This window comes from Olleya sp. Ti.3.14 (assembly GCF_038154885.1).
Taxonomy (GTDB): Bacteria; Bacteroidota; Bacteroidia; order Flavobacteriales; family Flavobacteriaceae; genus Olleya.
The window spans coordinates 1-24097 of the sequence record NZ_JBAKAO010000009.1 but is presented as its reverse complement, the minus strand read 5'-3'; the positions used below and the strand labels follow the sequence as shown (position 1 = coordinate 24097).

Annotated in this window: 19 protein-coding genes; 17 read left to right on the top strand and 2 right to left on the bottom strand. The window is 31.5% G+C overall.

Annotation, left to right across the window (positions count from 1 at the left end):
- Positions 1-48: 48 nt before the first annotated feature.
- Together ccsA and V6251_RS12185 are read right to left on the bottom strand one after the other, a co-directional pair.
- Entirely contained in the window at positions 49-3270 is a 3222-nt protein-coding gene (ccsA, locus tag V6251_RS12190; protein WP_341588427.1) for a cytochrome c biogenesis protein CcsA, read from the bottom strand.
- Positions 3271-3355: 85 nt separating this feature from the next.
- Positions 3356-3766 (bottom strand): group III truncated hemoglobin, encoded by a 411-nt coding sequence (locus V6251_RS12185; RefSeq protein WP_341588426.1) that lies wholly within the window; start codon positions 3764-3766, stop codon positions 3356-3358.
- A 59-nt stretch (positions 3767-3825) separates the two neighbouring features.
- On the opposite strand from V6251_RS12185, the gene V6251_RS12180 reads away from it, so the two are divergent.
- From V6251_RS12180 to V6251_RS12100, 17 genes are all read left to right on the top strand, one after another.
- Positions 3826-4584: a Rossmann-like and DUF2520 domain-containing protein gene (locus tag V6251_RS12180; protein WP_341588425.1), complete on the top strand. Its 759-nt coding sequence runs from the start codon at positions 3826-3828 to the stop codon at positions 4582-4584.
- Positions 4574-5104, top strand: coding sequence for a KdsC family phosphatase (locus tag V6251_RS12175; RefSeq protein WP_341588424.1), 531 nt, complete (start codon positions 4574-4576; stop codon positions 5102-5104). Before V6251_RS12180 ends, V6251_RS12175 begins: the two co-directional genes overlap by 11 nt.
- Before the next feature lie 339 nt (positions 5105-5443).
- Positions 5444-6355 (top strand): geranylgeranylglycerol-phosphate geranylgeranyltransferase, encoded by a 912-nt coding sequence (locus V6251_RS12170; RefSeq protein ID WP_339809030.1) that lies wholly within the window; start codon positions 5444-5446, stop codon positions 6353-6355.
- Between the two features lie 3 nt (positions 6356-6358).
- Positions 6359-6952 (top strand): Maf family nucleotide pyrophosphatase, encoded by a 594-nt coding sequence (locus tag V6251_RS12165; protein ID WP_341588423.1) that lies wholly within the window; start codon positions 6359-6361, stop codon positions 6950-6952.
- Positions 6953-6982: 30 nt separating this feature from the next.
- The gene (locus V6251_RS12160) at positions 6983-7891 is read left to right on the top strand and encodes a septum formation inhibitor Maf (RefSeq protein ID WP_341588422.1); all 909 of its coding nucleotides are present in this window, start codon (positions 6983-6985) and stop codon (positions 7889-7891) included.
- Positions 7892-7923: 32 nt separating this feature from the next.
- On the top strand, positions 7924-8454 hold the full coding sequence (locus V6251_RS12155) for a mechanosensitive ion channel domain-containing protein (RefSeq protein WP_145001150.1): 531 nt from the start codon (positions 7924-7926) through the stop codon (positions 8452-8454).
- Between the two features lie 9 nt (positions 8455-8463).
- Positions 8464-9543: a magnesium/cobalt transporter CorA gene (gene corA / locus V6251_RS12150; RefSeq protein WP_341588421.1), complete on the top strand. Its 1080-nt coding sequence runs from the start codon at positions 8464-8466 to the stop codon at positions 9541-9543.
- Positions 9544-9641: 98 nt separating this feature from the next.
- Positions 9642-12170: a PIG-L family deacetylase gene (locus V6251_RS12145; RefSeq protein WP_341588420.1), complete on the top strand. Its 2529-nt coding sequence runs from the start codon at positions 9642-9644 to the stop codon at positions 12168-12170.
- A 111-nt stretch (positions 12171-12281) separates the two neighbouring features.
- Positions 12282-13985: a sodium:solute symporter gene (locus tag V6251_RS12140; RefSeq protein WP_341588419.1), complete on the top strand. Its 1704-nt coding sequence runs from the start codon at positions 12282-12284 to the stop codon at positions 13983-13985.
- Positions 13986-14128: 143 nt separating this feature from the next.
- Positions 14129-14806 (top strand): tRNA (guanosine(37)-N1)-methyltransferase TrmD, encoded by a 678-nt coding sequence (trmD, locus tag V6251_RS12135; protein WP_145001141.1) that lies wholly within the window; start codon positions 14129-14131, stop codon positions 14804-14806.
- 157 nt (positions 14807-14963) lie between these two features.
- A complete protein-coding gene (gene rplS / locus V6251_RS12130; protein WP_145001139.1) occupies positions 14964-15317 on the top strand; it encodes a 50S ribosomal protein L19 in 354 nt (117 codons plus the stop codon).
- Between the two features lie 669 nt (positions 15318-15986).
- Positions 15987-16559 (top strand): pentapeptide repeat-containing protein, encoded by a 573-nt coding sequence (locus V6251_RS12125; protein WP_341588418.1) that lies wholly within the window; start codon positions 15987-15989, stop codon positions 16557-16559.
- Positions 16560-16713: 154 nt separating this feature from the next.
- Positions 16714-18939 (top strand): NADP-dependent isocitrate dehydrogenase, encoded by a 2226-nt coding sequence (locus V6251_RS12120; RefSeq protein ID WP_341588417.1) that lies wholly within the window; start codon positions 16714-16716, stop codon positions 18937-18939.
- A gap of 187 nt (positions 18940-19126) precedes the next feature.
- Positions 19127-21502 (top strand): TonB-dependent receptor, encoded by a 2376-nt coding sequence (locus tag V6251_RS12115; protein WP_341588416.1) that lies wholly within the window; start codon positions 19127-19129, stop codon positions 21500-21502.
- Between the two features lie 6 nt (positions 21503-21508).
- The gene (locus V6251_RS12110; protein ID WP_341588415.1) at positions 21509-22321 is read left to right on the top strand and encodes a DUF4249 domain-containing protein; all 813 of its coding nucleotides are present in this window, start codon (positions 21509-21511) and stop codon (positions 22319-22321) included.
- Positions 22322-22426: 105 nt separating this feature from the next.
- On the top strand, positions 22427-23245 hold the full coding sequence (murQ, locus tag V6251_RS12105; RefSeq protein ID WP_341588414.1) for an N-acetylmuramic acid 6-phosphate etherase: 819 nt from the start codon (positions 22427-22429) through the stop codon (positions 23243-23245).
- Entirely contained in the window at positions 23235-23489 is a 255-nt protein-coding gene (locus V6251_RS12100) for a DUF6095 family protein (RefSeq protein ID WP_341588413.1), read from the top strand. The genes murQ and V6251_RS12100 overlap by 11 nt, the downstream gene beginning before the upstream one ends.
- Positions 23490-24097: the final 608 nt, after the last annotated feature.

The following is a 24097-nucleotide window of genomic DNA, read 5'->3' as shown; positions in this document are numbered from 1 at the left end:
GACTCACTATAATTAGTGAGTCTTTTTTTATGTAATAATATATACTGTTTATTTTTTATAATACTTAGCATACTTCCTGTATGAAAATACTCCTAAAATAGCGACACCTACAAGCGCTATTCCAATAAATTTGAAGCTTACTATTTGATCTCCACTTGCATAACTATGTAAGCCTGACAAGTAAAAATTAACTCCAAAATAGGTCATTAAAATGCTTCCAAAAGTTATAATGGACATTAAGTTAAAAAACCATCTACCACGTAATCCTGGTACTAAACGCATATGGATTACAAATGCATAAAGCATAATACTAATAAGTGCCCAAGTTTCTTTAGGGTCCCAACCCCAATATCTTCCCCAACTTTCATTAGCCCATTGTCCACCAAGAAAATTACCTATAGTTAGCATGACCAAACCAACGGTTAAAGCCATTTCATTAATAATAGTTAGTTCTTTTATGTTTAAATCCATCTTAGATTTATTGTCCTTATTAGTTAACAACATTAAAACTAATGACACAATACCTAAAATCATACCTAATGTAAATGGACCATAACTAGCAACAATAACAGCTACATGTATCATTAACCAATAACTATTTAATACAGGCTGTAGGTTAGCAATTGCTGGATCCATCCAATTCCAGTGTGCAATCATTAAAATCATTGCTGTTACAAATGCTGTAGATGCCAAGGTTAAATCACTTTTTCTTCCAAAAGCTAGTCCAAAAAACATAGTTGCCCAAGCAACATATATCATAGACTCATAAGCATCACTCCAAGGTGCATGACCAGAGATGTACCATCTAGCAATTAAGCCTAAAGTATGGATAACAAATAGTCCTAATATGATAAATTTAAATATGGTAACACTTTTAGCTAACCACTTATTACTACTTTTAAAGATTTGCCAAATAAGTAAGATAAATAGCAATGTTCCTGCATACATATACCAACTAAATAGTTTTTTAAACACATCGTATTGGTTATATAAAATCTCTGCATTTATCTTATCCTCACTTAACATTACGCTTGTTCCAACTTTTCGTTGAGAGGTTTTAAATGCTTCTAATAATTTTTCAGATTTAGTAAAGTCTCCTGTTTTTTTAGCTTCATTTAAAGTATATAAATACCAATCAAAACCAGAACCTATAAAACTACCATAGGTACTATCTTTAATTTTTTGATTGTAGCCATCATTTTTATATTCAAAAGGAGAAATCCATGTATTGTTTTCATCGTCTGGTACTGGAAATATCTTAAGAGAACGTCCTTCAATAGCATTACTTAATAAATTAATACGCTGATTGGTTTCAATAAACTCTTTTTGCACTCCTGTTTGAGATTTTACTGCAGACGCTTCTTCTAAATACGAATCTAATTTATACTGAAAATTATCGTCAAAAAAGTCTAATAATGCAGCATATTTTTGATCTTTATCTAATCCAATAATCCCTCTAATAGAATCCGCTTTTTTAGGTGCTAAGTATATAATTGGGACATTATACCATAACATTGGACTTTCTAGGATACTTAAAAAGACTTGATCTGATGATAAGCCCTCATAACCTTCATGCTTAGTTAATTTTCTGACTAACTCTGACGCATACGTATCAATAGGCATCATACGACCATCCAGATCCTGAATAACTAATCTTCCAAATTTTTTAGCATGTGCTTCTGGAGCTACATTTACTTTTAAAATAGAATCTATTTGAGCTTTACTAGGTCTTTGCTTTTCTGTAACTGTATTGGATTGGTGACCATGACCATCGTTTTCAGTATGTTCTTGATCTTGTGCATATCCAAATAAGCTTAAACTTAAAAATGCAATGGTTAGCATTTTTGTTTTTTTCTTCTTAATTTTTTCTAAGCCATTTTGCAAATCTCTAAATCTAGTGTGATTTGCAAATAAGATAGCCATCATACCAAAGTATAGTAAAAAGTATCCTGCATAAGTAACCCAAGTACCCCAATAATCATGATTGACAGATAAAATGGTTCCTTTTAAATCTTTATCAAAATCGGCTTGAAAAAAACGATATCCTCTGTGGTCTAAAATATTATTCATATAAATATGAAAATCAAAATCACCTTGCTCCTTGTCAATTACGGTCACTTTACTTTCGTAAGAAGAATAATTATTTTCTGTACCAGGATATTTTTCTGCAATAAAATCATTTAGTTTAACTTCAAAAGGTAATTCTAAAACTTTAGAACCATATTTTAAAGCAATATCCAAACCTCCTACTTTTACTTGTTTAAAACGGTTGTTGGACCATTGACTACCTAGCAATTTAACCTCCTTAGTTTCGCCATTAGCAGACACATTTAATACCACTGCATTTTCATCTTGCTTTAAAAAGCTAGCTTTTTTTACAATATCAAAAGTTCCTTTTACAACTGGCTTAGGAAACACTAATTGCATATCTCCAATAACATATCTAGAACGTAAAACTAAGGGTTGTATACTGTCCTTAACTAGTTGACCTTGTTGCATGGTTGCCATAGTTAAATATTCTCCTTCAAATGGAGATTGTATCATTAAACCATTTTCTGTAGTGGTAATATTAACTGCTCCATCTGTAGGTTTGTCTAAAGCGACTAATAAATTATGGATATTTTCTACCGTTCCTTGTTTTAAAAAATGATTATGTGGTCCACTACCTCTAGCTTCTACTATTTTTAGATAACTTTCACCAGCGTCATCAGGTACCACATCTTCTTCAGCACCTAAAAAATATTCAGTTAATTCAAATTCAACAGGTGTATTATTGTATTGTGCAGTATAATTAAAGCTATTTTCCATTCTTCCAGAAAAATCAACCTCAGCTTCAACTGGTAAACGCTGTGGTACACCATCAATCATATAATCACCATCAATGTATGCTGTAATGTATGTTTTTTGAGATAAAAAACCACTTTCGGTCTCTCCTTCTCTAATAGCAATCATACCTTCAAATCCAAAATATCTTGTAATACCTGCACCTAGTATAATTAAAATAAAAGCTAAGTGTAATATTAAGGTTGCCCATTTTTCTTTACGCAACAATCTAAATCTAAAAATATTACCAACAAAATTGATAATAAAAAACACCATAATAGCTTCAAACCACCAAGCGTTATAGATTAAATTTCGTGTGTAAGGGGTTGGAGAAGTGTCCATGTTTCTGTCTAAAATTGTACCAACTGCCATAGCGACAGCAAATACGATAAATAATACAGAAGTTAATCGTGTTGAAAACAAGATTTTGGCGATTCTATTTTGCATAATAATAGGCCTTTTTTAGCTCGTGCAAAGATAATCGTTTTTGTTGGTTTTAAATCCTCAAAAAAATCTAAATCTTGTGTTAAAATTACTGTTTTAGGTTTTGTCTTGCCTCAAAAATTTTTAAATACATAAATGTACCCATCTTTCTAGCACGACGTTTTGCATTATCTGCAATTTCACCTTCAAAAAATTGATCAATCGTCGCGTACCATAAATTTAACCACAATCCAAAATGTAGTTCGGTAATAGTATGGTTTACTGCCTTGTCTACTTTTTCATGAGCTTCCAATGGGTTGCCTACATATTTATGCTCTAATTTTTTACCTATAAATAAACTAGTCTCCCAAAAGGTAGTCAAGTGGTTTAAATGGGTGTCCCAATCGGTAATAAGCGCATTAAAAATAGGACCTAAAGTAGTATCTGCTCTAACTTTTATATAAAATTGATCTACTAAAAGTTTAACATCGTCTCTGTTAGTAATTTCTTTTTGTTTCATGATAAACAAAGATACCTTTTTGTCCTTTCATATCTTTATTTTCTTAGTATTTTAGCACCATGATTAAAATAGTTTTGCTTGGCGCAGGAAATGTAGCCACACACCTATATAAAGGGTTTAAAAACGCTTCAAATATTGAGGTTGTACAATGGTACAATAGAAGTAAAAAAGCTATTGACGCTTATAAAAACGAAGTAAATATTACAGATAACATCGCAAATTTAGTAGATGCAGACGTCTATTTAATTGCTGTTAGTGACGATGCTATTGAGGCTTTAACCACCTCGCTTCCATTTGAAAAAAGATTAGTGGTACATACTTCTGGAAGCGCTAGCTTGTATGATATTGACATGAAACATTACAGAGGTGTTTTTTATCCTTTACAAACATTTAGCAAAGGTGTTGATTTGGATTTTGCTACAGTACCAATCTGCATTGAAACACTTCGAAAAAAAGATTTTAAAATATTAGAAACCCTAGGTCAAAGCTTAGGTTGTATAACTTACAAAGTTAACCCTAAACAAAGACCTGCTTTACATTTGGCTGCTGTATTTGTTAATAATTTTACTAATCAAATTTACAGAATTGCACATGAAATTACCGAAAAACATGGTGCCGAATTTGACATTTTAAAACCATTAATTACAGAGACTGCCAGAAAAGTACAAGAAGTATCGCCTTACATGGCACAAACAGGACCAGCAAAACGAAACGATAAAAAAACAATAAAAAGACATATAAAATTATTAGATAATCCACATCAAGAGGACATCTATAAATTAATGACAGAATCGATAAAAAAAACCCATGGACGATAAAAGTTACAAAGAATACCTACACCAAATCACTACCTTTATTTTTGACGTAGATGGTGTTTTAACTAACGGAATGATTACTATCACGACATCAGGCGAAATGATAAGACATATGAATCTTAAGGATGGTTACGCCATGAAACAAGCGTTAAACCATGGCTATAATGTCTGTATTATTTCTGGTGGTACTAACGAAGGTGTACGTACACGATTAAATCATTTAGGTATTAAAGATGTCTATTTAGGTGCACATCAAAAAATAGTGCAATTTGAAGCCTATTTAAACGACAACCAGATAAAAGCAGAAAACGTGTTATATATGGGAGACGACATTCCGGACGTACCTGTTTTAAAATTAGTAGGTATGCCTAGTTGTCCACAAGATGCTGTCCCAGAAGTTAAACGCGTATCAAAATATATCTCTCATAAATTAGGAGGTGAAGGTTGTGTACGTGACGTGATTGAGCAAGTTATGAAAGTACAAAACAAATGGGATAGTGATTTTGACGCACAAACCTTTTAACACCTATTGAAACGTAATAAAAGGAGACATAATACAGGTTTTGGATATATTGGTTCAGGTAACCAAGCATCCGTATTTAATCAACATCCAAAAGCTTTGTTTTCCAACATAAAAAAACCAATTAAACACAGCAAGCCATAAACAATTTAAAACGGACTTTATTGCAACGCTACTTTCTAAAACAGAGAAACAACAGATTAAAAATAAAATTAGAAAACAAGCCAAACAAAAAAATATAATTGTTGCTTTTTTGACTGCATTCTTCTTAATTTTGATTGTTGGTTTAGCAATCGCAATGCTAAGAGGACTATTATCTTAAACAATCTGAAAATTATCACATTGAAACTACTTCAACTTATTCGATTTAAAAATTTACTACTAATTGCTTTAGTACAAGTATTAATTAAATACGCTATGTTTCCGGCTTTTGGCGTCAATACCACTTTAACTGCTTTTGAGTTTGCTTTATTAGTAATATCTACATTAACTATAGCTGCTGGTGGATACATTATAAATGATATTTATGATGTCGAAGCAGACAGTATTAACAAACCAAACAAATTAATTATTGGCAAGCACATACCAGAAGACAAAGCCTACATGTATTATATGGGCTTTACCGTAATTGGTGTTATTTTAGGCTTTTACTTATCTAATGTTATTAACCATAGTACGTTTTTTGCAATCTTTGTCATCATTGCAGCACTACTTTACATCTACGCTACTTTTTTACAACAAATTGTATTAGTAGGTAACATTATTATTAGCGTATTGGTAGGATTAAGCTTGGTCATTGTTGGTATATTCGAGTTACTTCCAGCCATAAACACTCAAAATCAATTTATACAATCCTCAATGTTTGAGGTGTTATTTGATTATGCAGTTTTTGCTTTTATAATCTCGTTAGCCAGAGAAATAGTTAAAGATATTCAAGATGTAGATGGTGATTATAAAATGCAATTTAAAACCCTACCTATTGTATTAGGCAAAAATCGTGCACGTTACATAGCATTTGGATTAACAGTATTTTTAATATTGTTACTTATTTACTATTTAGCTAATTACCTTTACATGAGGCAAGTTGCGGTAGCCTATTTTATTATCGCTGTGATTGGTCCTTTGGTTTATATAAGTATCAAGTTATTTTCGGCAGAAACTAAAGCACAATTCAAAACAATAAGCAATCTACTTAAATTAGTTATGCTTAGCGGAATGCTATCCATGATTGTTTACCTATTTATATTAAAATAAATTATGCTAAAGGAAAAACTTAAAAACAGACACATCATACTAGCTTCAGGATCTCCAAGAAGACAACAGTTTTTTAGAGATTTAGGATTAGACTTTGAAGTCCGTTTAAAAAAAACTAAAGAAGTCTATCCTCATCATTTATTGCATTATCAAATAAGCGATTATCTAGCCGAATTAAAATCGCTTCCTTTTATGGAAGAACTTAAAGATCATGAAATACTAGTAACCAGTGACACTATTGTTTGGCACAAAAGTAAAGCGTTAGGCAAACCAAAATCTAGCGATGAAGCTTTTGAAATGCTTAGCTCACTAAGTGATGAGACGCATGAGGTTATAACATCAGTTTGCATACGTACAAAAAAATTCCAAAAAACAGTCAATGCTGTAACCAAAGTAACCTTTAAAGCCTTTACAGATGAAGAGCTTTGGCACTACATTAAAACCTATTCTCCCTTAGACAAGGCTGGTGCCTATGGTATCCAAGAATGGATTGGACAAATAGGTGTAACAAGCATACAAGGCTCGTTTTTTAATGTGGTTGGTATGCCAACACATCTTGTTTACGAAACGTTAAATACTATTGCAGAGGAGTTTTAGAGTTGTATTTTTATAGCTAAATAATTAGCTATGCAATTTTTAAAATCATCCTTATTTATATTTAGTGCTTTCTTAATTTTAGGCTGTAAAGAGCAACCTAAAACAGATACAAAAACAACTTATAATCAAGTTGAATCCGTTGCAAAAAAAGCAAAATTACCAGCCTTTAAAACTAACAAACAGTTTAACGACTATTGGTATTCTGGACAAGCCGAAATTACATCTTACCAACTAGAGCAATCTAGATATGGCGAAATTAGAAAAGGAACAGCTGTTCTTGTTTTTGTAACCGAACCTTTTTTAAAAAACGACCAAGTAAAAGCAGACCAAAGTAATCCATCAAACATAAATGTGTTAAAGCTAAATGCTACTAAAAAATTTAATACAGGGATTTATCCGTACAGCATTATGCAAAGCACGTTTTACCCTGTTTCAAATAACCAACACGCTTTAAAAGTTAGTGCTTCTGTACAAGAATGGTGTGGACACGTCTACACACAACTTAATAATCGCGAGCAATTTCAAGTAACCTCTCACTCCTATTTTCAGGGAGAAGCAGATCAAAACTTCAACTTAGAAAAAAACAGTTTAGAAAACCAACTTTGGACGCAACTACGCATTGATCCAACTAGTTTACCTACCGGAAACATCAATATTATACCAAGTTTGGAATATACAAGACTTAATCACACACCTTTAAAAGCCTATAACGCTTTCGCGGAAAACAAGCCAGGACAATACACGCTTACCATTAAAGATTTAGACCGTAAGCTAACAATAAATTACAATCCAAATTTTCCATTCGATATACAAAGTTGGGAAGAAGTGCAAAATGGCAATCTAACTAAAGCAACTAAAATAAAAACACTACAATCGGACTATTGGAACAAAAAAAGTAACACAGATTTAGAGTTAAGAAAAACACTAGGGTTAGAATAAAACCTATCTTTACCAATTAATAATATTTACATATGTTTTTAGACAATATTCTATCCGAGTTAATCACCTCGTCAGTAGTATTAGTCATCTTTCTTATTATCAGATATGTCCTTAAAATTTTTATAAAAAAAATAGGTCAACAAAGTGGTATTAATGATGCTAGAATCGGACTAATTTCTCGATATACAACAGTCACTCTATTTTTAATATTCATCTTATTTATAGCTTATATTTTTGGAGCAGAATTTAAAGACCTTGCTGTTATTTTTTCATCTGTATTTGCAGTTATAGGTATTGCACTATTTGCTATTTGGTCTATTTTAAGTAATATTACTTCAGGAATAATCATGTTTTTTTCATTTCCATATAAAGTTGGAGACAAAATTAAAATACATGATAAAGACGCTCCAATTGAAGCTATTATAGAAGATATTAGAGCATTTCAGTTACATTTAAGACAGGACAATGGAGATTTAGTTACCTATCCAAACAACTTAATTCTACAAAAAGCAGTAACTTTAGTACAAAAGGATGCAATCGAGGATTTTGGAGATATGCATTAATCGTTACCTATGGCTAAAAAAAGACAAAAAAAACGTACTCAAAATTACAAAAAACATTTAGGTCAAATTCCTGGAGCACTAGTCTATACAGGCTCTAAAGAAGATAAAATACTCCACCTATACGCTTTTGATTATAGCGAAGACAGTTATAAAGAAGCAGACTTAAATACAGTCGAAGAAGCCTTTAATTTTAAAGACTCTGAAACCGTAACGTGGTTTAATCTTAACGGACTTAATTTTATTGACCAAATTGAAAAAATCGGACAACATTACAAGCTTCACCCTTTAATTTTAGAAGATATAGTTAACACCTCACAACGTCCTAAAATTGACGAGTATAAAGATTACTTTTTTATAGTCTTAAAAATGATGTATTACGATGCAAACGAAAAACTTGTCTCTGAACAGGTCAGTATTGTCATGGGTAAAAATTATGTATTGACTTTTCAAGAAGCAGAAGGCGATGTATTTGATAGTCTTAGAGATCGAATTAGACAAAAAAAAGGACGTGTACGCGAAGAAGGTTCAGACTATTTAATGTATGCCTTAATGGATGCAATTGTTGACCATTACTATGCTATTATAGAGATTATGGGTAACAAGATTGAAGACCTTGAGGACGATTTATTTACAGGCTTAACCCAAGAGCAAATTTCGCAACAAATACAAAATCTTAAGCGTGAAATTTTAAAACTACGACGTGCTATTTTTCCGCTTCGCGAAATAATAAATCGAGTAGAAAAAAGTGACAACCCTTTAATTGAAGAAAAAACTACCCATTACTTTAGGGATGTTTACGACCATATTATTCAGGTGACAGAAAATATAGACATTTACCGAGAAATGATTTGGAGTTTAATGGACATGTACATGACAACCATTAGTAATAAAATGAATGAGGTCATGAAAGTACTAACCATTATTGCAACCATTTTTATTCCTTTAACCTTTATTGCTGGAATCTATGGGATGAATTTTACTAACATGCCAGAACTACAGTATAAATATGGATATTACATTGTTTGGATAGTCATGCTTGTTGTTTTAATAGGGATGCTTGTTTATTTTAAACGTAAAAAATGGCTGTAATTGGTAACTGTTAATTAAAGTTAAAGAAATCTAAAAATACTGCATTCCCTTGATGACTTGTTTATATTTGAAACAGTTTCAAATTTGAAAAAACAATCATGCAAAAATTATTGGCTTCGGTCCTATTTTTACTGTGCTTTTCCTTTTCTACACAGGCTCAACAACCAGAAAAATTAAACGCTTCAGAAATTCATCAAGCAGTCAAAAAGCTTAACTTTTTAGGTTCAGTTTTATATCTGGCTGCACATCCAGATGACGAGAACACACGATTAATCTCTTACATGTCTAACCATGTAAAAGCACGTACAGCCTACCTATCTTTAACAAGAGGTGATGGTGGACAAAATTTAATTGGTCCAGAGCTAAGAGAACTTTTAGGTGTCATCCGTACGCAAGAGTTACTTGCTGCAAGACGCACTGATGGTGGCGAGCAACGTTTTACAAGAGCTAACGACTTTGGATACTCTAAACATCCAGACGAAACATTAGCTATTTGGAACAAAAACGAAGTCCTAAGTGATGTTGTTTTAGCTATCAGACAATTTAAACCAGATATTATAATTAACCGTTTTGACCACAGAAGTCCAGGTACAACTCATGGTCATCACACAAGTTCTGCTATGTTAAGCGTAGAAGCTTTTGATCTGGCTAACGATAAAAATGCATATCCTGATCAAGTTAAAAAATACGGAACATGGCAACCAAAACGTGAGTTTTTTAATACCTCTTGGTGGTTTTATGGTAGCGAAGAAAAATTTGAAGAAGCAGACAAAACCAATCTATTAAACTTTGATATTGGTGTTTATTATCCTGCTTTAGGTGTATCTAACAACGAAATTGCTGCACTTGCTAGTAGCCAACATTTATGTCAAGGTTTTGGTCGTTTATCCCAAAGAGGTAGTCAAACGGAATATATAGAATTAATAAAAGGCGATTTACCTAAAGACAAATCCAATATTTTTGATGGTATTAATACGACTTGGACAAGAGTAAAAGGTGGAGAAAAAATTGAAACTATTTTAAAAAATGTAGAATCTAATTTTAATTTTGAAAATCCTGCAGCACATTTAGATCAATTATTACAAGCTAGACAATTAATTTTAGCGATTGATAGTCCACAATGGAAAGATCAAAAAATTAAAGAAATTAATAAAATTATAGAAGCTTGTGCTGGTTTATATTTAGAAGCTTCAGCCAACACACCAAGAGCGTCAACAGGTCAAATTATTGATATAGATATTGAAGCCTTAAACCGAAGCAATGCCACTATTAAATTAGACAGTTATACTATTTCAAACAATAATACTAATAGCTTTTACGGAAAATTATTAAAAGCAAACGATAAACAAGAGCTAAAAGAAAAAATAACAATTGCTAATACATTACAACCTACAGGACCATATTGGTTAAATCAAAAAGGGAGTTTAGGAATGTATAAAGTTGAAGACAAAAGTCTAATTGGTAAACCGGAAACACCACGTGCTATTACCATAGATTTTAATCTAAACATCAATGGATTTCCGTTTTCGATTACTAAAGATTTAGTATATCGTTACTCAAAACCTGATAAAGGTGAATTGTATAGACCATTTGAAATTATTCCTGAAGCTTCGGCTAAAATCAATCAAAAGGTTATCATTTTTGAAAATGACCAACAAAAAGAAATCCCTGTAACCGTCCAAGCTGGAAAAGATAATTTAGAAGGTTACATTACCATTGCGCATCCTAATGGTTGGTCTGTATTTCCTGAAAAGCAAAAAATAGCTATCGCTAATAAAGGACAAGAACAAACTTTTATATTTACTATCATTCCGCCTAAAAACCAAAGCGAAGGTTTAATTAGTCCAATTGTTACCATTGGCGACAAGACTTACACCAAGGAATTAGTAGAAATTAACTACGAGCATATTCCGTTTCAAACGGTATTACTTCCTAGCGAAAGCAAAATAGTGCGATTAGATATTAAAAAACGTGGCGAAAACATAGCCTATATTGAAGGTGCAGGAGACGTAGTCCCAGAAAGTTTAAAACAAATTGGCTACAACGTTATGATTTTGCAACCAGAAGAAATTACTCCAGAACGACTTAGTGCTTTTGATGCAGTTGTGGTTGGTATTAGAGCTTATAACATTGTCGAATCCCTAAAATTTAAACAAGATATTTTATTTGATTTTGTTGAAAAAGGAGGAAACATGATTGTGCAATACAACACCAATCGTGGTATTAAAGTAGATAATATTGCACCTTTTAAATTACAATTATCACGAGATAGAGTTACAGATGAAAATGCAGAAGTAACCTTATTAGCTCCAAACCACGAGTTACTTAATTTTCCTAACAAGATAACCACTAAAGATTTTGAAGGTTGGACGCAAGAACGTGGACTGTATTTTCCTGACCAATGGTCATCAGACTTCACTCCTATCCTATCCATGCACGATAAAGACGAAACTGCTAAAACAGGAAGTCTTTTAGTTGCCAAACATGGTAAAGGACACTATATATACACTGGATTAAGCTTTTTTAGAGAATTCCCTGTTGGTGTATCTGGTGCTTACAGATTATTTGCCAATATGCTAAGTATAGGAAAACAAGATATTACTAATGATAACGGATTAAAAAACTAAATCATGCAAGACCAACCTAAGTACCAATGGAAACCGTTATATACAATTCTTTTAGTTGCAAATGCGCTATACATTATTGCATTTTACTTAATAACTAAACTGTTTTAAATTATGCAAACTTTAGATTGGATTGTCTTAATTGGGACACTGTTAACCATTGTTATTTACGGAACGTATCAAACCAGAGGTAGTAAAAACGTACAAGATTTTTTAAAAGGTGGAAGTACCAGCAAATGGTGGACCATAGGATTATCTGTAATGGCTACTCAAGCTAGTGCTATAACCTTTTTAAGTACGCCTGGACAAGCATTTCATTCCGGAATGGGTTTTGTGCAGTTTTATTTTGGATTACCAATAGCCATGATTGTAATCTGCATGGTCTTTATACCATTATATCACAGACTAAAAGTATACACTGCTTACGAGTTTTTAGAAAACCGTTTTGACCGTAAAACACGTACGCTTACAGCTGTATTATTTCTAATCCAACGTGGTCTAGCTGCAGGAATAACCATTTTTGCTCCTGCAATTATACTCTCTGCAGTTTTAGGATGGAATCTACTTCTACTAAATATCTTTATAGGTGTATTAGTTATAATCTACACGGTTTCGGGAGGTACAAAAGCAGTTAATGTGACTCAAAAACATCAAATGGTGGTCATTTTTACAGGAATGGTCATTGCTTTCATTTTAATATTAAACCAATTACCTGATGATATTACTTTTAAAAAAGCTCTAGATATTGCTGGAGCAAGCGGTAAAATGGAGGTGTTAGATTTTTCTTTTGATTTAAATAATAGATATACAGTTTGGAGTGGATTAATTGGTGGTACGTTTTTAATGCTATCGTATTTTGGTACTGACCAAAGTCAAGTGCAACGTTATTTGTCTGGTAAATCTGTAAAAGAAATGCGTTTAGGATTAATATTTAACGGATTACTAAAGGTACCAATGCAATTTTTTATATTGTTGGTAGGTGTAATGGTATTTGTGTTTTACCAATTTAACGATGCTCCTATAAACTTTAATCCTACTGCAACAGAAGTTGTTTTAAATTCAAAATATGCAAATGAGTATGCTGCGTTACAATTAGAGCAGAAAGAAATTTTTGATCTAAAAAAAGCAACCATTACTGAGTTTGCAAACGCTGATGGAAAAGTTAATCAAGACCTTATAGCTAGCTATAATGCAAAAAGCGACACAATAAGAGCGCATGCTAGAGATTTAATTAAAAAAGCTGGAGAAGCCGAAGGTTTAAAAGTTGAAAGTAATGACAAGGATTATGTTTTTATACATTTTATACTTAATAATTTACCAAAAGGCTTAATTGGATTATTGTTAGCAGTTATTTTAAGTGCAGCAATGTCTAGCACAGCATCAGAGCTTAACGCTTTAGCTAGTACAACTACAATCGATTTGTATAAACACAGAGTTGGACCTAAGACTGATCAAGAAATGGTTAAGGCCTCTAGAGGTTTTACACTACTTTGGGGAATCATGGCAATTGGTGTTGCTTGTGTCGCAAACCTTGCAGAAAACCTAATACAGTTAGTTAATATTATTGGCTCCATATTTTATGGTAATGTCCTTGGTATTTTTTTATTAGCGTTTTTCTTTAAGCAAATTAAAGCTAATGCTGTTTTTATAGCTGCTTTAATTACACAAGTTTTAGTTATTGGTTTATTCTTCTTAAATGAATATGAAATAATTAATCTACCTTTTTTATGGTTAAACTTTGTAGGATGTGCAATAGTTATGGTCATTGCCTTTATTATTCAATCTTTATTTAAAACACCTGATATAAAAAGGGCTTAGTCTATAATTAATAATCATAGTTTTTTGTTAGGAATTACTTAATTACTAAAACTACAACCATAACAAAACACCTTAATCATGTTGTTCACGCAAGATTTAAGTTAAAGAATTTCATCTATCTTTGCATCCAATAAAGCAAAACCATGAGAATTGATATTATAACTGTCCTACCAGAATTACTTAAAAGTCCATTTGAAGCTTCTATTTTAAAGCGTGCAATTGAGGCTAATTTGGTTGAAGTACATTTTCATAATTTAAGAGACTACACTACAGACAATTACAAGTCCATTGATGACACCCAATTTGGTGGTGGAGCTGGTATGGTCATGATGGTTGAACCTATAGACAAATGCATTTCTAAACTAAAAGAAGCGCGTAATTATGACGAGGTTATATATATGACGCCTGATGGCGAGACCTTAAACCAAAGCATAGCTAACCAAGTTTCTTTAAAAGAAAACATTATCATACTTTGTGGACATTATAAAGGTGTTGACCAACGTGTAAGAGATTTATTTATAACTAAAGAAATATCTATAGGAGACTATGTGCTTTCTGGAGGAGAATTAGGTGCAGCAGTATTATGTGATGCAGTAATTAGATTAATTCCTGGTGTTTTAGGTAATGAAACCTCTGCATTAACAGACAGTTTTCAGGATAATTTATTGGCTCCTCCAATATATACTAAACCTCGTAATTACAAAGGTCTTGAAGTCCCTGAGGTATTATTAAGTGGTCATGCAGCTAATATAGAAAGATGGAGAGAAGACCAAGCCTACCAACGCACTAAAGACAGACGACCAGATTTATTAGACAAATAGACAACACGTTTTACGTGTATCTAAAAAAACAGACAAACTTTTTACATTTTTACTTTCTGTTTTTTACTTTTTAACTATATTTGCACCCAATTTCGGATTAACCTCTGGCGAGATACGTGAATGTTACTCTGAATCAATCATTTAAAATTAAATAAAGATGGAATCTTTAATAAAATTTGTTCAAGACGAGTTTGTAACAACAAAGGACTTTCCTGAATTTTCAGCTGGAGACACAATTACTGTGTACTATGAAATTAGAGAAGGAGAAAAAGTACGTACTCAGTTTTTTAGAGGAGTAGTAATTCAAAAAAGAGGTAGCGGATCTTCTGAGACGTTTACAATTAGAAAAATGTCAGGAACTATTGGTGTAGAGCGTATCTTCCCAATTAACTTACCTGCATTACAAAAAGTTGAAATCAACAAAAAAGGTAAAGTACGTCGTGCTAGAATCTTTTACTTTAGAGGTCTTACTGGTAAGAAAGCTAGAATTAAAGAAGCAAGAAGAAAATAATTTCTTCAACCTTAGTTATATTAAAAAGCCTAACTTATTTAAGTTAGGCTTTTGTTGTTATTAACTTTTGTTAATAAGTACGGTTCATAACTAGTTGATATCTAAAGTCTTATTTTATTTAAAATCTAATAGATATTTTTTAATTTAGTAAAACAATTAATAACAATAGCAATATTGGTTTCAATTAAATGTTGAATTTGATTTAGTTTTATTTGTTTTTTGAGGTCTTGAAAATTGCAGGTGTAGTCGTGTAATTAAAAAACCATGATACTTTATAATTTAAGTTATGTTTATCAGAATTTAAAAAGTAAAGTTGAAAGTTTTAAGTAAAGTAACCTAGTGTAAGTAAAATTACTTGAACAAAACAATGTTTATTATATCTGATTGATATTAAATTATTAATTAAAAGGTAAACATCAAGAAAAACAATTTCTATGTGCATTAAGTAACAGGTCAATACATTTTGAAAGTTACAAGTTAATGTACTATTGATTTAATATTAGCTTGAACTGAAAAAATGTAAAACGAAAGTTTTGGATTGATGTAATGAAAATTAGATAAGTCAGCAAAATATTATCTCAAAAAAGCCATAACAACAATAGTTTAGTCTATTATGTTATGGCTTTTGTTTTTTAATGATTTAAACTATATTTACTGTAAATAATAAAAATGAATATACCTTTTATAGCAGATAATACTTATAGAAATAAAGACTTCACTTTAACAGAATTACCAAAAGCAGAATATGATAATTGCACGTTTATAAACTGTAATTTTAATGCTTGCTACTTATCCACTATTACATTTTTAGAATGTCAATTTATAGATTGTGACCTAAGTAATAGCAAAACATCAGAAACAACCTTTAAAGATGTAGCATTTAAAAACTGTAAGCTTTTAGGCGTTTTATTTAATGACTGTAACCAATTATTAATGTCTATAACTTTTAATAATTGTCAACTTAATTTTGCATCATTTTATAAGGTTAAATTAATTAATACAAAATTTACTAATTGTCAATTTGAAAAAACAGAATTCACAGAAGCTAATGTTTCAAAATCTGTTTTTGACAATTGTAACTTTAAATACGCTATCTTTTTTAACACTAACCTAGAGCAAACTAACTTTTTAACCTCTTACAACTACTCTATTCATCCTGAAAATAATAAAATTAAAGGCGCAAAATTTTCGAAAGACCAAATTCAGGGGTTATTAGATCAATATAAAATTCAGATTTCTTAAAATTTTATCTATATTTTATTAAATCCGCAATAAACTCACTCTCAATTTAGTTTCCAACTAAATGGGGTGTTAAGTAAACGTTTTCGTTTTAAAAAACCTCCTATTTTTTGTATCTTCGTGAAGCTTAAAATTAAACTAATACACATTTACATTTATGTCAAATTCACCAAAAATTATATATACCATTACAGATGAAGCACCAGCTTTAGCAACGCGTTCATTTTTACCAATCGTTCAAGCATTTACAGCCTCTTCTGGAATTGGATTAGAAACTAAAGACATATCATTAGCAGCACGTATTTTAGCAGTTTTTCCTGATTTTTTAACGGAAGATCAACGTGTATCTGATGATTTAGCTTATTTAGGAGAATTAGCAAAAACTCCAGAAGCTAATATTATTAAATTACCAAACATTAGTGCTTCTGTACCACAACTTAAGGCTGCAATTAAAGAGCTGCAAGCTAAAGGTTTTGCTATACCTAATTACCCTGAAGAAGTAACTAACGATAAAGAAAAAGATGCTAAATTACGTTACGATAAAATTAAAGGTAGTGCTGTAAATCCAGTATTACGCGAAGGTAACTCTGATAGACGTGCACCAAAAGCTGTAAAAAATTATGCTAAGAAAAACCCACACTCAATGGGAGCTTGGTCAAAAGATTCAAAATCACATGTCGCAACTATGACTGAAGGTGATTTTGCTCATAACGAAAAATCTGTAACATTAGATAATGCTACAACTATAAAAATTGTACACACAGATGCATCTGGAAATGAAACCATTTTAAAAGATAAATTAGGATTATTAAAAGGTGAAATTATTGATGGAACTGTATTAAGTAAAAAAGCACTACTTACATTTTTAGAAGCACAAATTAAAGATGCTAAAGATAAAGGTGTATTGTTTTCTTTACACATGAAAGCAACAATGATGAAAGTCTCTGACCCAATTATCTTTGGTCATGCTGTTCGTGTATTTTTTAAAGACGTATTTGCTAAACACAGTGCTACTTTTGAAAAAATTGGTGTAGATGTTAATAATGGATTTGGAAACTTATTAAGTAACCTAAACGAATTACCAGAGTCAGAACGTAATGCTATATTAGCAGATATTGATGCTGCCTATAAAGCAAATCCTGCTTTAGCTATGGTAGATAGTGATAAAGGGATTACAAACTTACATGTACCAAGTGATGTTATTATAGACGCATCAATGCCAGCAATGATTAGAAATTCTGGTCAAATGTGGAATGCAGATGGAAAATCTCAAGACACTAAAGCAGTAATTCCTGATAGTAGTTATGCTGGAATTTACACAGCAACTATTGACTTTTGTAGAGAAAACGGAGCATTTGACCCAACAACAATGGGAACAGTACCAAACGTTGGATTAATGGCTCAAAAAGCTGAAGAATACGGATCACATGACAAAACTTTTGAAATTGATGCAGATGGTAAAGTAGAGGTTATTGATACTGACGGAAATGTATTAATTTCTCACAACGTGGAAGCTGGAGACATTTGGAGAATGTGTCAAGTTAAAGATGCACCAATCCAAGACTGGGTTAAATTAGCGGTAACTCGTGCTAGAGCATCACAAACTCCTGCTGTTTTCTGGTTAGACGAAAATAGAGCACACGATGCAGAATTAATCAAAAAAGTAAATACTTATTTAAAAGATCACGATACAGAAGGTTTAGAACTTCATATTTTATCTCCAATTAAAGCAACCCAGTTTACTTTAAAACGCGTAAAAGCTGGAGAAGATACAATCTCTGTTTCAGGAAATGTATTACGTGATTACTTAACAGATTTATTTCCTATTTTAGAATTAGGTACATCTGCAAAAATGTTGTCTATCGTACCATTAATGAATGGTGGTGGTTTATTTGAAACAGGTGCAGGAGGATCTGCTCCAAAACACGTGCAACAATTTGTTGAAGAAAATCACTTACGTTGGGATAGTTTAGGAGAATTTTTAGCTCTTGCAGTCTCTTTAGAGCATTTTAGCCAAGTTAATAATAATCCAAAAGCTAAAGTTTTAGGTGATGCACTAGATGATGCGACAGAGAAATTATTAGAAAACAAAAAAGGGCCTTCTAGAAAATCTGGAGAGATTGATAACAGAGGAAGCCACTTTTATTTAGCAATGTATTGGGCAGAAGCACTAGCAAACCAAGATAAGGATGCAGCATTAAAAGCACAATTTGCTCCAGTATCTTTAGCCTTTAAGGCAGAAGAAAAAGTAATAGTATCAGCATTAAGCGATATTCAAGGTGTTGCTGTAGATATTGAAGGTTATTATTCGCCAAACGAAGAATTAACAGCTAAAGCAATGCGACCAATTCAATTATTTAATGACTTATTAAAAAGTATCTAAATAATTATTTAAATTATATAAAAAGCTCCCTTATGGGAGCTTTTTTAGTTTTAGATAATTAACATTAAATTTTTATACAGTATAACAAGTACTAAAAAAGTAAATACCATATTTAGTTAAAGTTTAACACAATGTAACAGAATATCTAAAGATGCTTTTCGTTATTTTTACTAATCAAAATCAACCAATGAATAATATAAAAAACAGTTTTTTAATCTTGTTTTTAATTAGTACAACACTACTTATTGCACAAGATAAATTTACTTTAAGTGGTAAAATAGTTGAAAGTGCTAGTAACGAAACTTTAATAAGTGTAAATGTAATTGTTCCAGAATTAAATACTGGAGCAGTCACTAATGAGTATGGCTTCTACTCTATCACTCTTCCAAAAGGAACTTATAAAATTGTAGTTTCCTATTTAGGATTTTCTGACATTACAGAAACTATAACTTTAGACAGTAATATTACTAAAAATTTTAGCTTAGAAGAATCTTTTGAAAATTTAGACGAAGTTATTATTACTGAAAATGTAGAGAAGCTAAACATTAAAAAACCTCAAATGAGTGTTAATGCGCTAAGTTCTGCAACGATAAAAGACATACCAGTTGTTTTTGGCGAAGCAGATGTCATAAAAGCAATAACACTTTTACCAGGTGTTACTAATGCAGGAGAAGGATCTTCTGGTTTTAATGTACGTGGTGGAGCAGCGGATCAAAATCTTATTTTGTTAGACGAAGCTACAGTATTTAATTCATCGCACTTATTTGGTTTCTTTTCAGTATTTAATCCAGATGCTATTAAAGATATTAAATTATATAAAGGTGGTATTCCTGCACGTTATGGTGGACGTGTCTCTTCGGTTTTAGATATTTATCAAAAAGAAGGAAACAGTAAAGAGTTTCATATGAATGGAGGAATAGGAATTGTATCTAGCAGAATACTTGCAGAAGGCCCTATAAAAAAAGACAAAGGTTCATTTCTATTTGGTGGTCGTAGTAGTTATGCGCATTTATTTTTACCAATATTTGATATAGATAACAAAGCCTATTTTTACGATTTAAACACAAAATTAAGTTACGATTTAAATGACAATAACAGTATTTACCTTTCTGGTTATTTTGGACGAGATGTCTTTAGTATTACAGATAGTTTTGAAAACATTTATGGTAATACAGTAGTAAATTTTAGATGGAATCATTTATTCTCGGACAAATTATTCTCAAACATGTCAGTAATATATTCCGATTACTACTATGGTTTAAAACTAAATTTTGTCGAGTTTGATTGGAATTCAGGAATTCAAAACTTCAATTTTAAATACGATTTTAAACATTACGTTACTGATGGCTTTAAACTACAATATGGTTTAAATAGTATCTACTATAAATTTAATCCAGGTGATATAAAACCATCTACACCAACTTCTGGAATAAATCCATTTAAATTAACAGATAAATATGCTTTTGAAAATGCAGTTTATGTTGATGCCGAACATAAACTATCAGATAAGTTAAACTTAAGCTATGGTTTACGTTTAAGCTCATTTTTACGATTAGGCCAAGATCAGTTAAATACTTACCAAAATGATCAAGCAGTAGTATTTAATAATGATTTTCAAATCTATCAAAAAGCAACCCCTACAGGATCAGAAAGTTTTAGTAAAAGTGACGTTATAAAAAGTTTTGCAAACCTAGAGCCTAGAGCATCATTGGCTTACCAACTAAACGAAAATTCTTCTGTAAAAGCAAGCTATAATCGTATGTCACAATATCTACATTTATTATCTAATACATCCTCACCAACACCTTTAGATATTTGGACACCCAGTGGTAAATATGTAAAACCACAATTATTAGATCAAATCGCTGTAGGATATTTTAGAAGCTTTAATGACGATAATTATAGTTTAGAAGTAGAAACATATTATAAAAAAATTAAAAACAGAATAGACTATATAGATGGTGCAGATTTAATTGCAAACGATGCTATAGAACAAATTATATTAAATGGAGAAGCCAGAGCTTATGGACTAGAGGTCCTTTTAAGAAAAAATGAAGGACGTTTTAAAGGTTGGTTAGCTTATACACTATCAAAATCAGAGCAAAAAACACCAGGTCGCACACCAACCGAAACAGGAATAAACAATGGTAATTGGTATAGTACAGCTTATGACAAAACACATGATATATCTCTAACCACTAGCTATGATTGGAATAAAAAATGGAAATTAAATGCTAATTTTCTATTTCAAACAGGACAACCTACAACATATCCAAATGGTCAATATTCCTATAACGGTATAAATATACCAAGCTATAGCAGTCGTAATTCAGACAGATTGCCAGCATACCATCGTTTAGATTTATCAGCAAATTACACACCAAAACCAGATAAGACATCAGGATGGCAAAGCTATTGGGTCTTTGGGCTTTACAATGTATATAATCGTCGTAATGCAGCATCAATAACATTTGGAGAAAACAGAATGACAGGTACAAATGAAGCAACCAGATTATCAATATTTGGACTAATACCTTCAATATCCTACAATTTTAAATTTTAATAAAAAATGAAAAACGCACTATATATATTAATCGTATCTCTATTTTTTAGTTGTGAAGATGTAATAGATTTAAAAGTACCAACATCAGACCCTAAATTAGTAATCGAGGCATCGTTAAATTGGTTTGAAGATACAGATGGCTCAGAACAGCAGATAAAATTGACATTAACAGCTCCTTTTTTCGATAATCAAGTTCCTCCAGCTAATAACGCAACCGTATTTGTTGAAGACAGCAATAGTAATATTTTTACATTCTTGGAACAAGAAAATACAGGAATATACAAAACCAATTCATTCATTCCTGAACTAAACCAAGAATATACCCTAACAATTATATATGACGATCAAACATACATAGGTACAGAAGTATTGACAAGCGTAACTCCAATAGAATATATAGAACAAAATAACGAAGGTGGTTTTTCTGGCGAAGATATAGAGCTTAAAGCCTTTTATACAGATCCTGCAAATATTGATAACTATTATTTTTTCGAATTCATATCAGACATTCCACAAATTCCAGTGCTAGAAGTATATGACGATCAATTTACTGATGGTAATCAAATTTTCGCATTCTATTCCGAAGAAGATTTAGAACCAACAAACATCGTTACCATAAATAATTATGGAGTATCCCAACAATTTTATCAATTTATGGATCTATTACTTCAACAAACTTCTAATAATGGTGGCGGACCATTTCAAGCACAACCAGCAACCGTTAGAGGAAACTGTATAAACATAACAAATCCCGATAATTTTCCTTTAGGCTATTTCAGAGTTTCACAAGCGTATCAATTTACTTATATTGTACAATAATTTTTTGGCGTTACCACAAGGGTCGCGCTTTCGGCAGTCGCTCTCTGCGAGGAGCTCCAACAAATGCCTCAATCCCTAACGCAAACCAGTAGTACCATTTAAACTATGCAATTTACAAAAACAACAGAACAAGATTCCAATTACAATAATTTAGACAAAATGTCTATAAACGACCTATTAACAAACATAAATATAGAAGATCAAACTGTACCAACAGCAGTCAAAAAAGCGATTCCTCAAATTCAAGCATTAGTAGAACAAATCGTAATAAAAATGGAAAAAGGTGGTAGACTGTTTTATATTGGAGCAGGAACAAGTGGACGCCTAGGAGTTGTAGATGCATCAGAATGTCCTCCAACGTTTGGAGTATCATATGACGTAGTAATAGGTCTTATAGCTGGAGGAGATAAAGCAATAAGAGAAGCAGTTGAGTTTGCAGAGGACTCTACAGTCCAAGGATGGAAAGACCTAACAAAATACAATGTAACAGATAAAGATGTCGTAATTGGTATTGCAGCATCAGGTACAACACCCTATGTAATATCAGCACTTAATAAATGTAATTTAGAAGGTATTACAACTGGATGTATAACATCAAATAAGCAAAGTCCTTTAAGCTTAGCATCACAATTTCCAATTGAAGTAGTCGTAGGACCAGAATTTGTAACGGGTAGTTCACGTATGAAAGCAGGTACAGCACAAAAACTAGTACTCAACATGATATCCACAACTACTATGATAAAACTTGGTAAGATAAAAGGAAACAAAATGGTAGACATGCAACTTAGTAATGACAAATTAGTGGATAGAGGTACAAAAATGATAATGTCAGAATTAAACATAACCTATCCTGAAGCTGAAAGTTTATTACAAAAACATAAAAGTGTTAGAAACGCAATAAATAAATATAACAATGGAAACTAAATCAACAGACAAAGATGTACTTGTAAAAGGAGTAAAACAAATGGCTATTGCAATGTTATTAATGTTTATTGGTCCAACCTTACTATATCTAGTATTAAGTAATAAGGATAAAGACTTCTATATTCCATTATTAATAATAGCAATATCAATATGTGCATTAGCTGTATTTATAGCATTTAAAGGAATAAATACAATCCTAGATAGTCTTTTCAAAAGCAATAAAACTAAAAAACATTGGAATTAAATCATATAGAAAAACTCCAATATATAGAAAGCATAATTTACGTAATATAAAAATCCAAAATATATTAAAGCCTATAATTTTATTAAAGGCTTTTTATTTAAACATAATACCAACTTTACATCACAGCCAAATAATTTAAAAAAATCCAAGAAACTGTTTTTAGCTATATTATAAAGTCAACCAACATAAAAACTGTTATAAAATAAATAAGCAAGTATTCTATTACAAGATAAACTTTAATCCTAATCCTTTTAATATTAATTACCTTCATAATACGTGTAACCGTTCCAAACATGGATATGAAAATAAAAGATTTTCTAATTTGAACATTAAGAGATACCACAAAAGCAAATAGCATCTTTCGATTTATTTAATACTATACATAAATATCATATATTTATTTTTGCTTATATAATTTACTAAAGTAACGTTAAGTGATATTCCCAAATTTAATTTCCCTATATATCTTTTTGCTTATACTTTTTCCCTTGCGCCTGATTACTTTAATTTTTGGGCACAAAAAAAACCCTTCATAAATAAATATGAAGGGTTCTCTAAAAAGGCGACGACCTACTCTCCCACAATGCAGTACCATCGGCGCAAATGGG

Excerpts from the sequence above, each read along its gene's own strand:
- rplS (WP_145001139.1), top strand. The coding sequence starts at position 14,964 with ATGGAATCTTTAATAAAATTTGTTCAAGACGAGTTTGTAACAACAAAG.
- V6251_RS12165 (WP_341588423.1), top strand. The coding sequence starts at position 6,359 with ATGCTAAAGGAAAAACTTAAAAACAGACACATCATACTAGCTTCAGGA.
- trmD (WP_145001141.1), top strand. The coding sequence starts at position 14,129 with ATGAGAATTGATATTATAACTGTCCTACCAGAATTACTTAAAAGTCCA.
- V6251_RS12100 (WP_341588413.1), top strand. The coding sequence starts at position 23,235 with ATGGAAACTAAATCAACAGACAAAGATGTACTTGTAAAAGGAGTAAAA.
- murQ (WP_341588414.1), top strand. The coding sequence starts at position 22,427 with ATGCAATTTACAAAAACAACAGAACAAGATTCCAATTACAATAATTTA.
- V6251_RS12155 (WP_145001150.1), top strand. The coding sequence starts at position 7,924 with ATGTTTTTAGACAATATTCTATCCGAGTTAATCACCTCGTCAGTAGTA.
- V6251_RS12175 (WP_341588424.1), top strand. The coding sequence starts at position 4,574 with ATGGACGATAAAAGTTACAAAGAATACCTACACCAAATCACTACCTTT.
- ccsA (WP_341588427.1), bottom strand. The coding sequence starts at position 3,270 with ATGCAAAATAGAATCGCCAAAATCTTGTTTTCAACACGATTAACTTCT.
- V6251_RS12160 (WP_341588422.1), top strand. The coding sequence starts at position 6,983 with ATGCAATTTTTAAAATCATCCTTATTTATATTTAGTGCTTTCTTAATT.
- V6251_RS12115 (WP_341588416.1), top strand. The coding sequence starts at position 19,127 with ATGAATAATATAAAAAACAGTTTTTTAATCTTGTTTTTAATTAGTACA.
- V6251_RS12140 (WP_341588419.1), top strand. The coding sequence starts at position 12,282 with ATGCAAACTTTAGATTGGATTGTCTTAATTGGGACACTGTTAACCATT.
- V6251_RS12145 (WP_341588420.1), top strand. The coding sequence starts at position 9,642 with ATGCAAAAATTATTGGCTTCGGTCCTATTTTTACTGTGCTTTTCCTTT.
- V6251_RS12180 (WP_341588425.1), top strand. The coding sequence starts at position 3,826 with ATGATTAAAATAGTTTTGCTTGGCGCAGGAAATGTAGCCACACACCTA.
- V6251_RS12110 (WP_341588415.1), top strand. The coding sequence starts at position 21,509 with ATGAAAAACGCACTATATATATTAATCGTATCTCTATTTTTTAGTTGT.
- V6251_RS12125 (WP_341588418.1), top strand. The coding sequence starts at position 15,987 with ATGAATATACCTTTTATAGCAGATAATACTTATAGAAATAAAGACTTC.
- corA (WP_341588421.1), top strand. The coding sequence starts at position 8,464 with ATGGCTAAAAAAAGACAAAAAAAACGTACTCAAAATTACAAAAAACAT.
- V6251_RS12120 (WP_341588417.1), top strand. The coding sequence starts at position 16,714 with ATGTCAAATTCACCAAAAATTATATATACCATTACAGATGAAGCACCA.
- V6251_RS12185 (WP_341588426.1), bottom strand. The coding sequence starts at position 3,766 with ATGAAACAAAAAGAAATTACTAACAGAGACGATGTTAAACTTTTAGTA.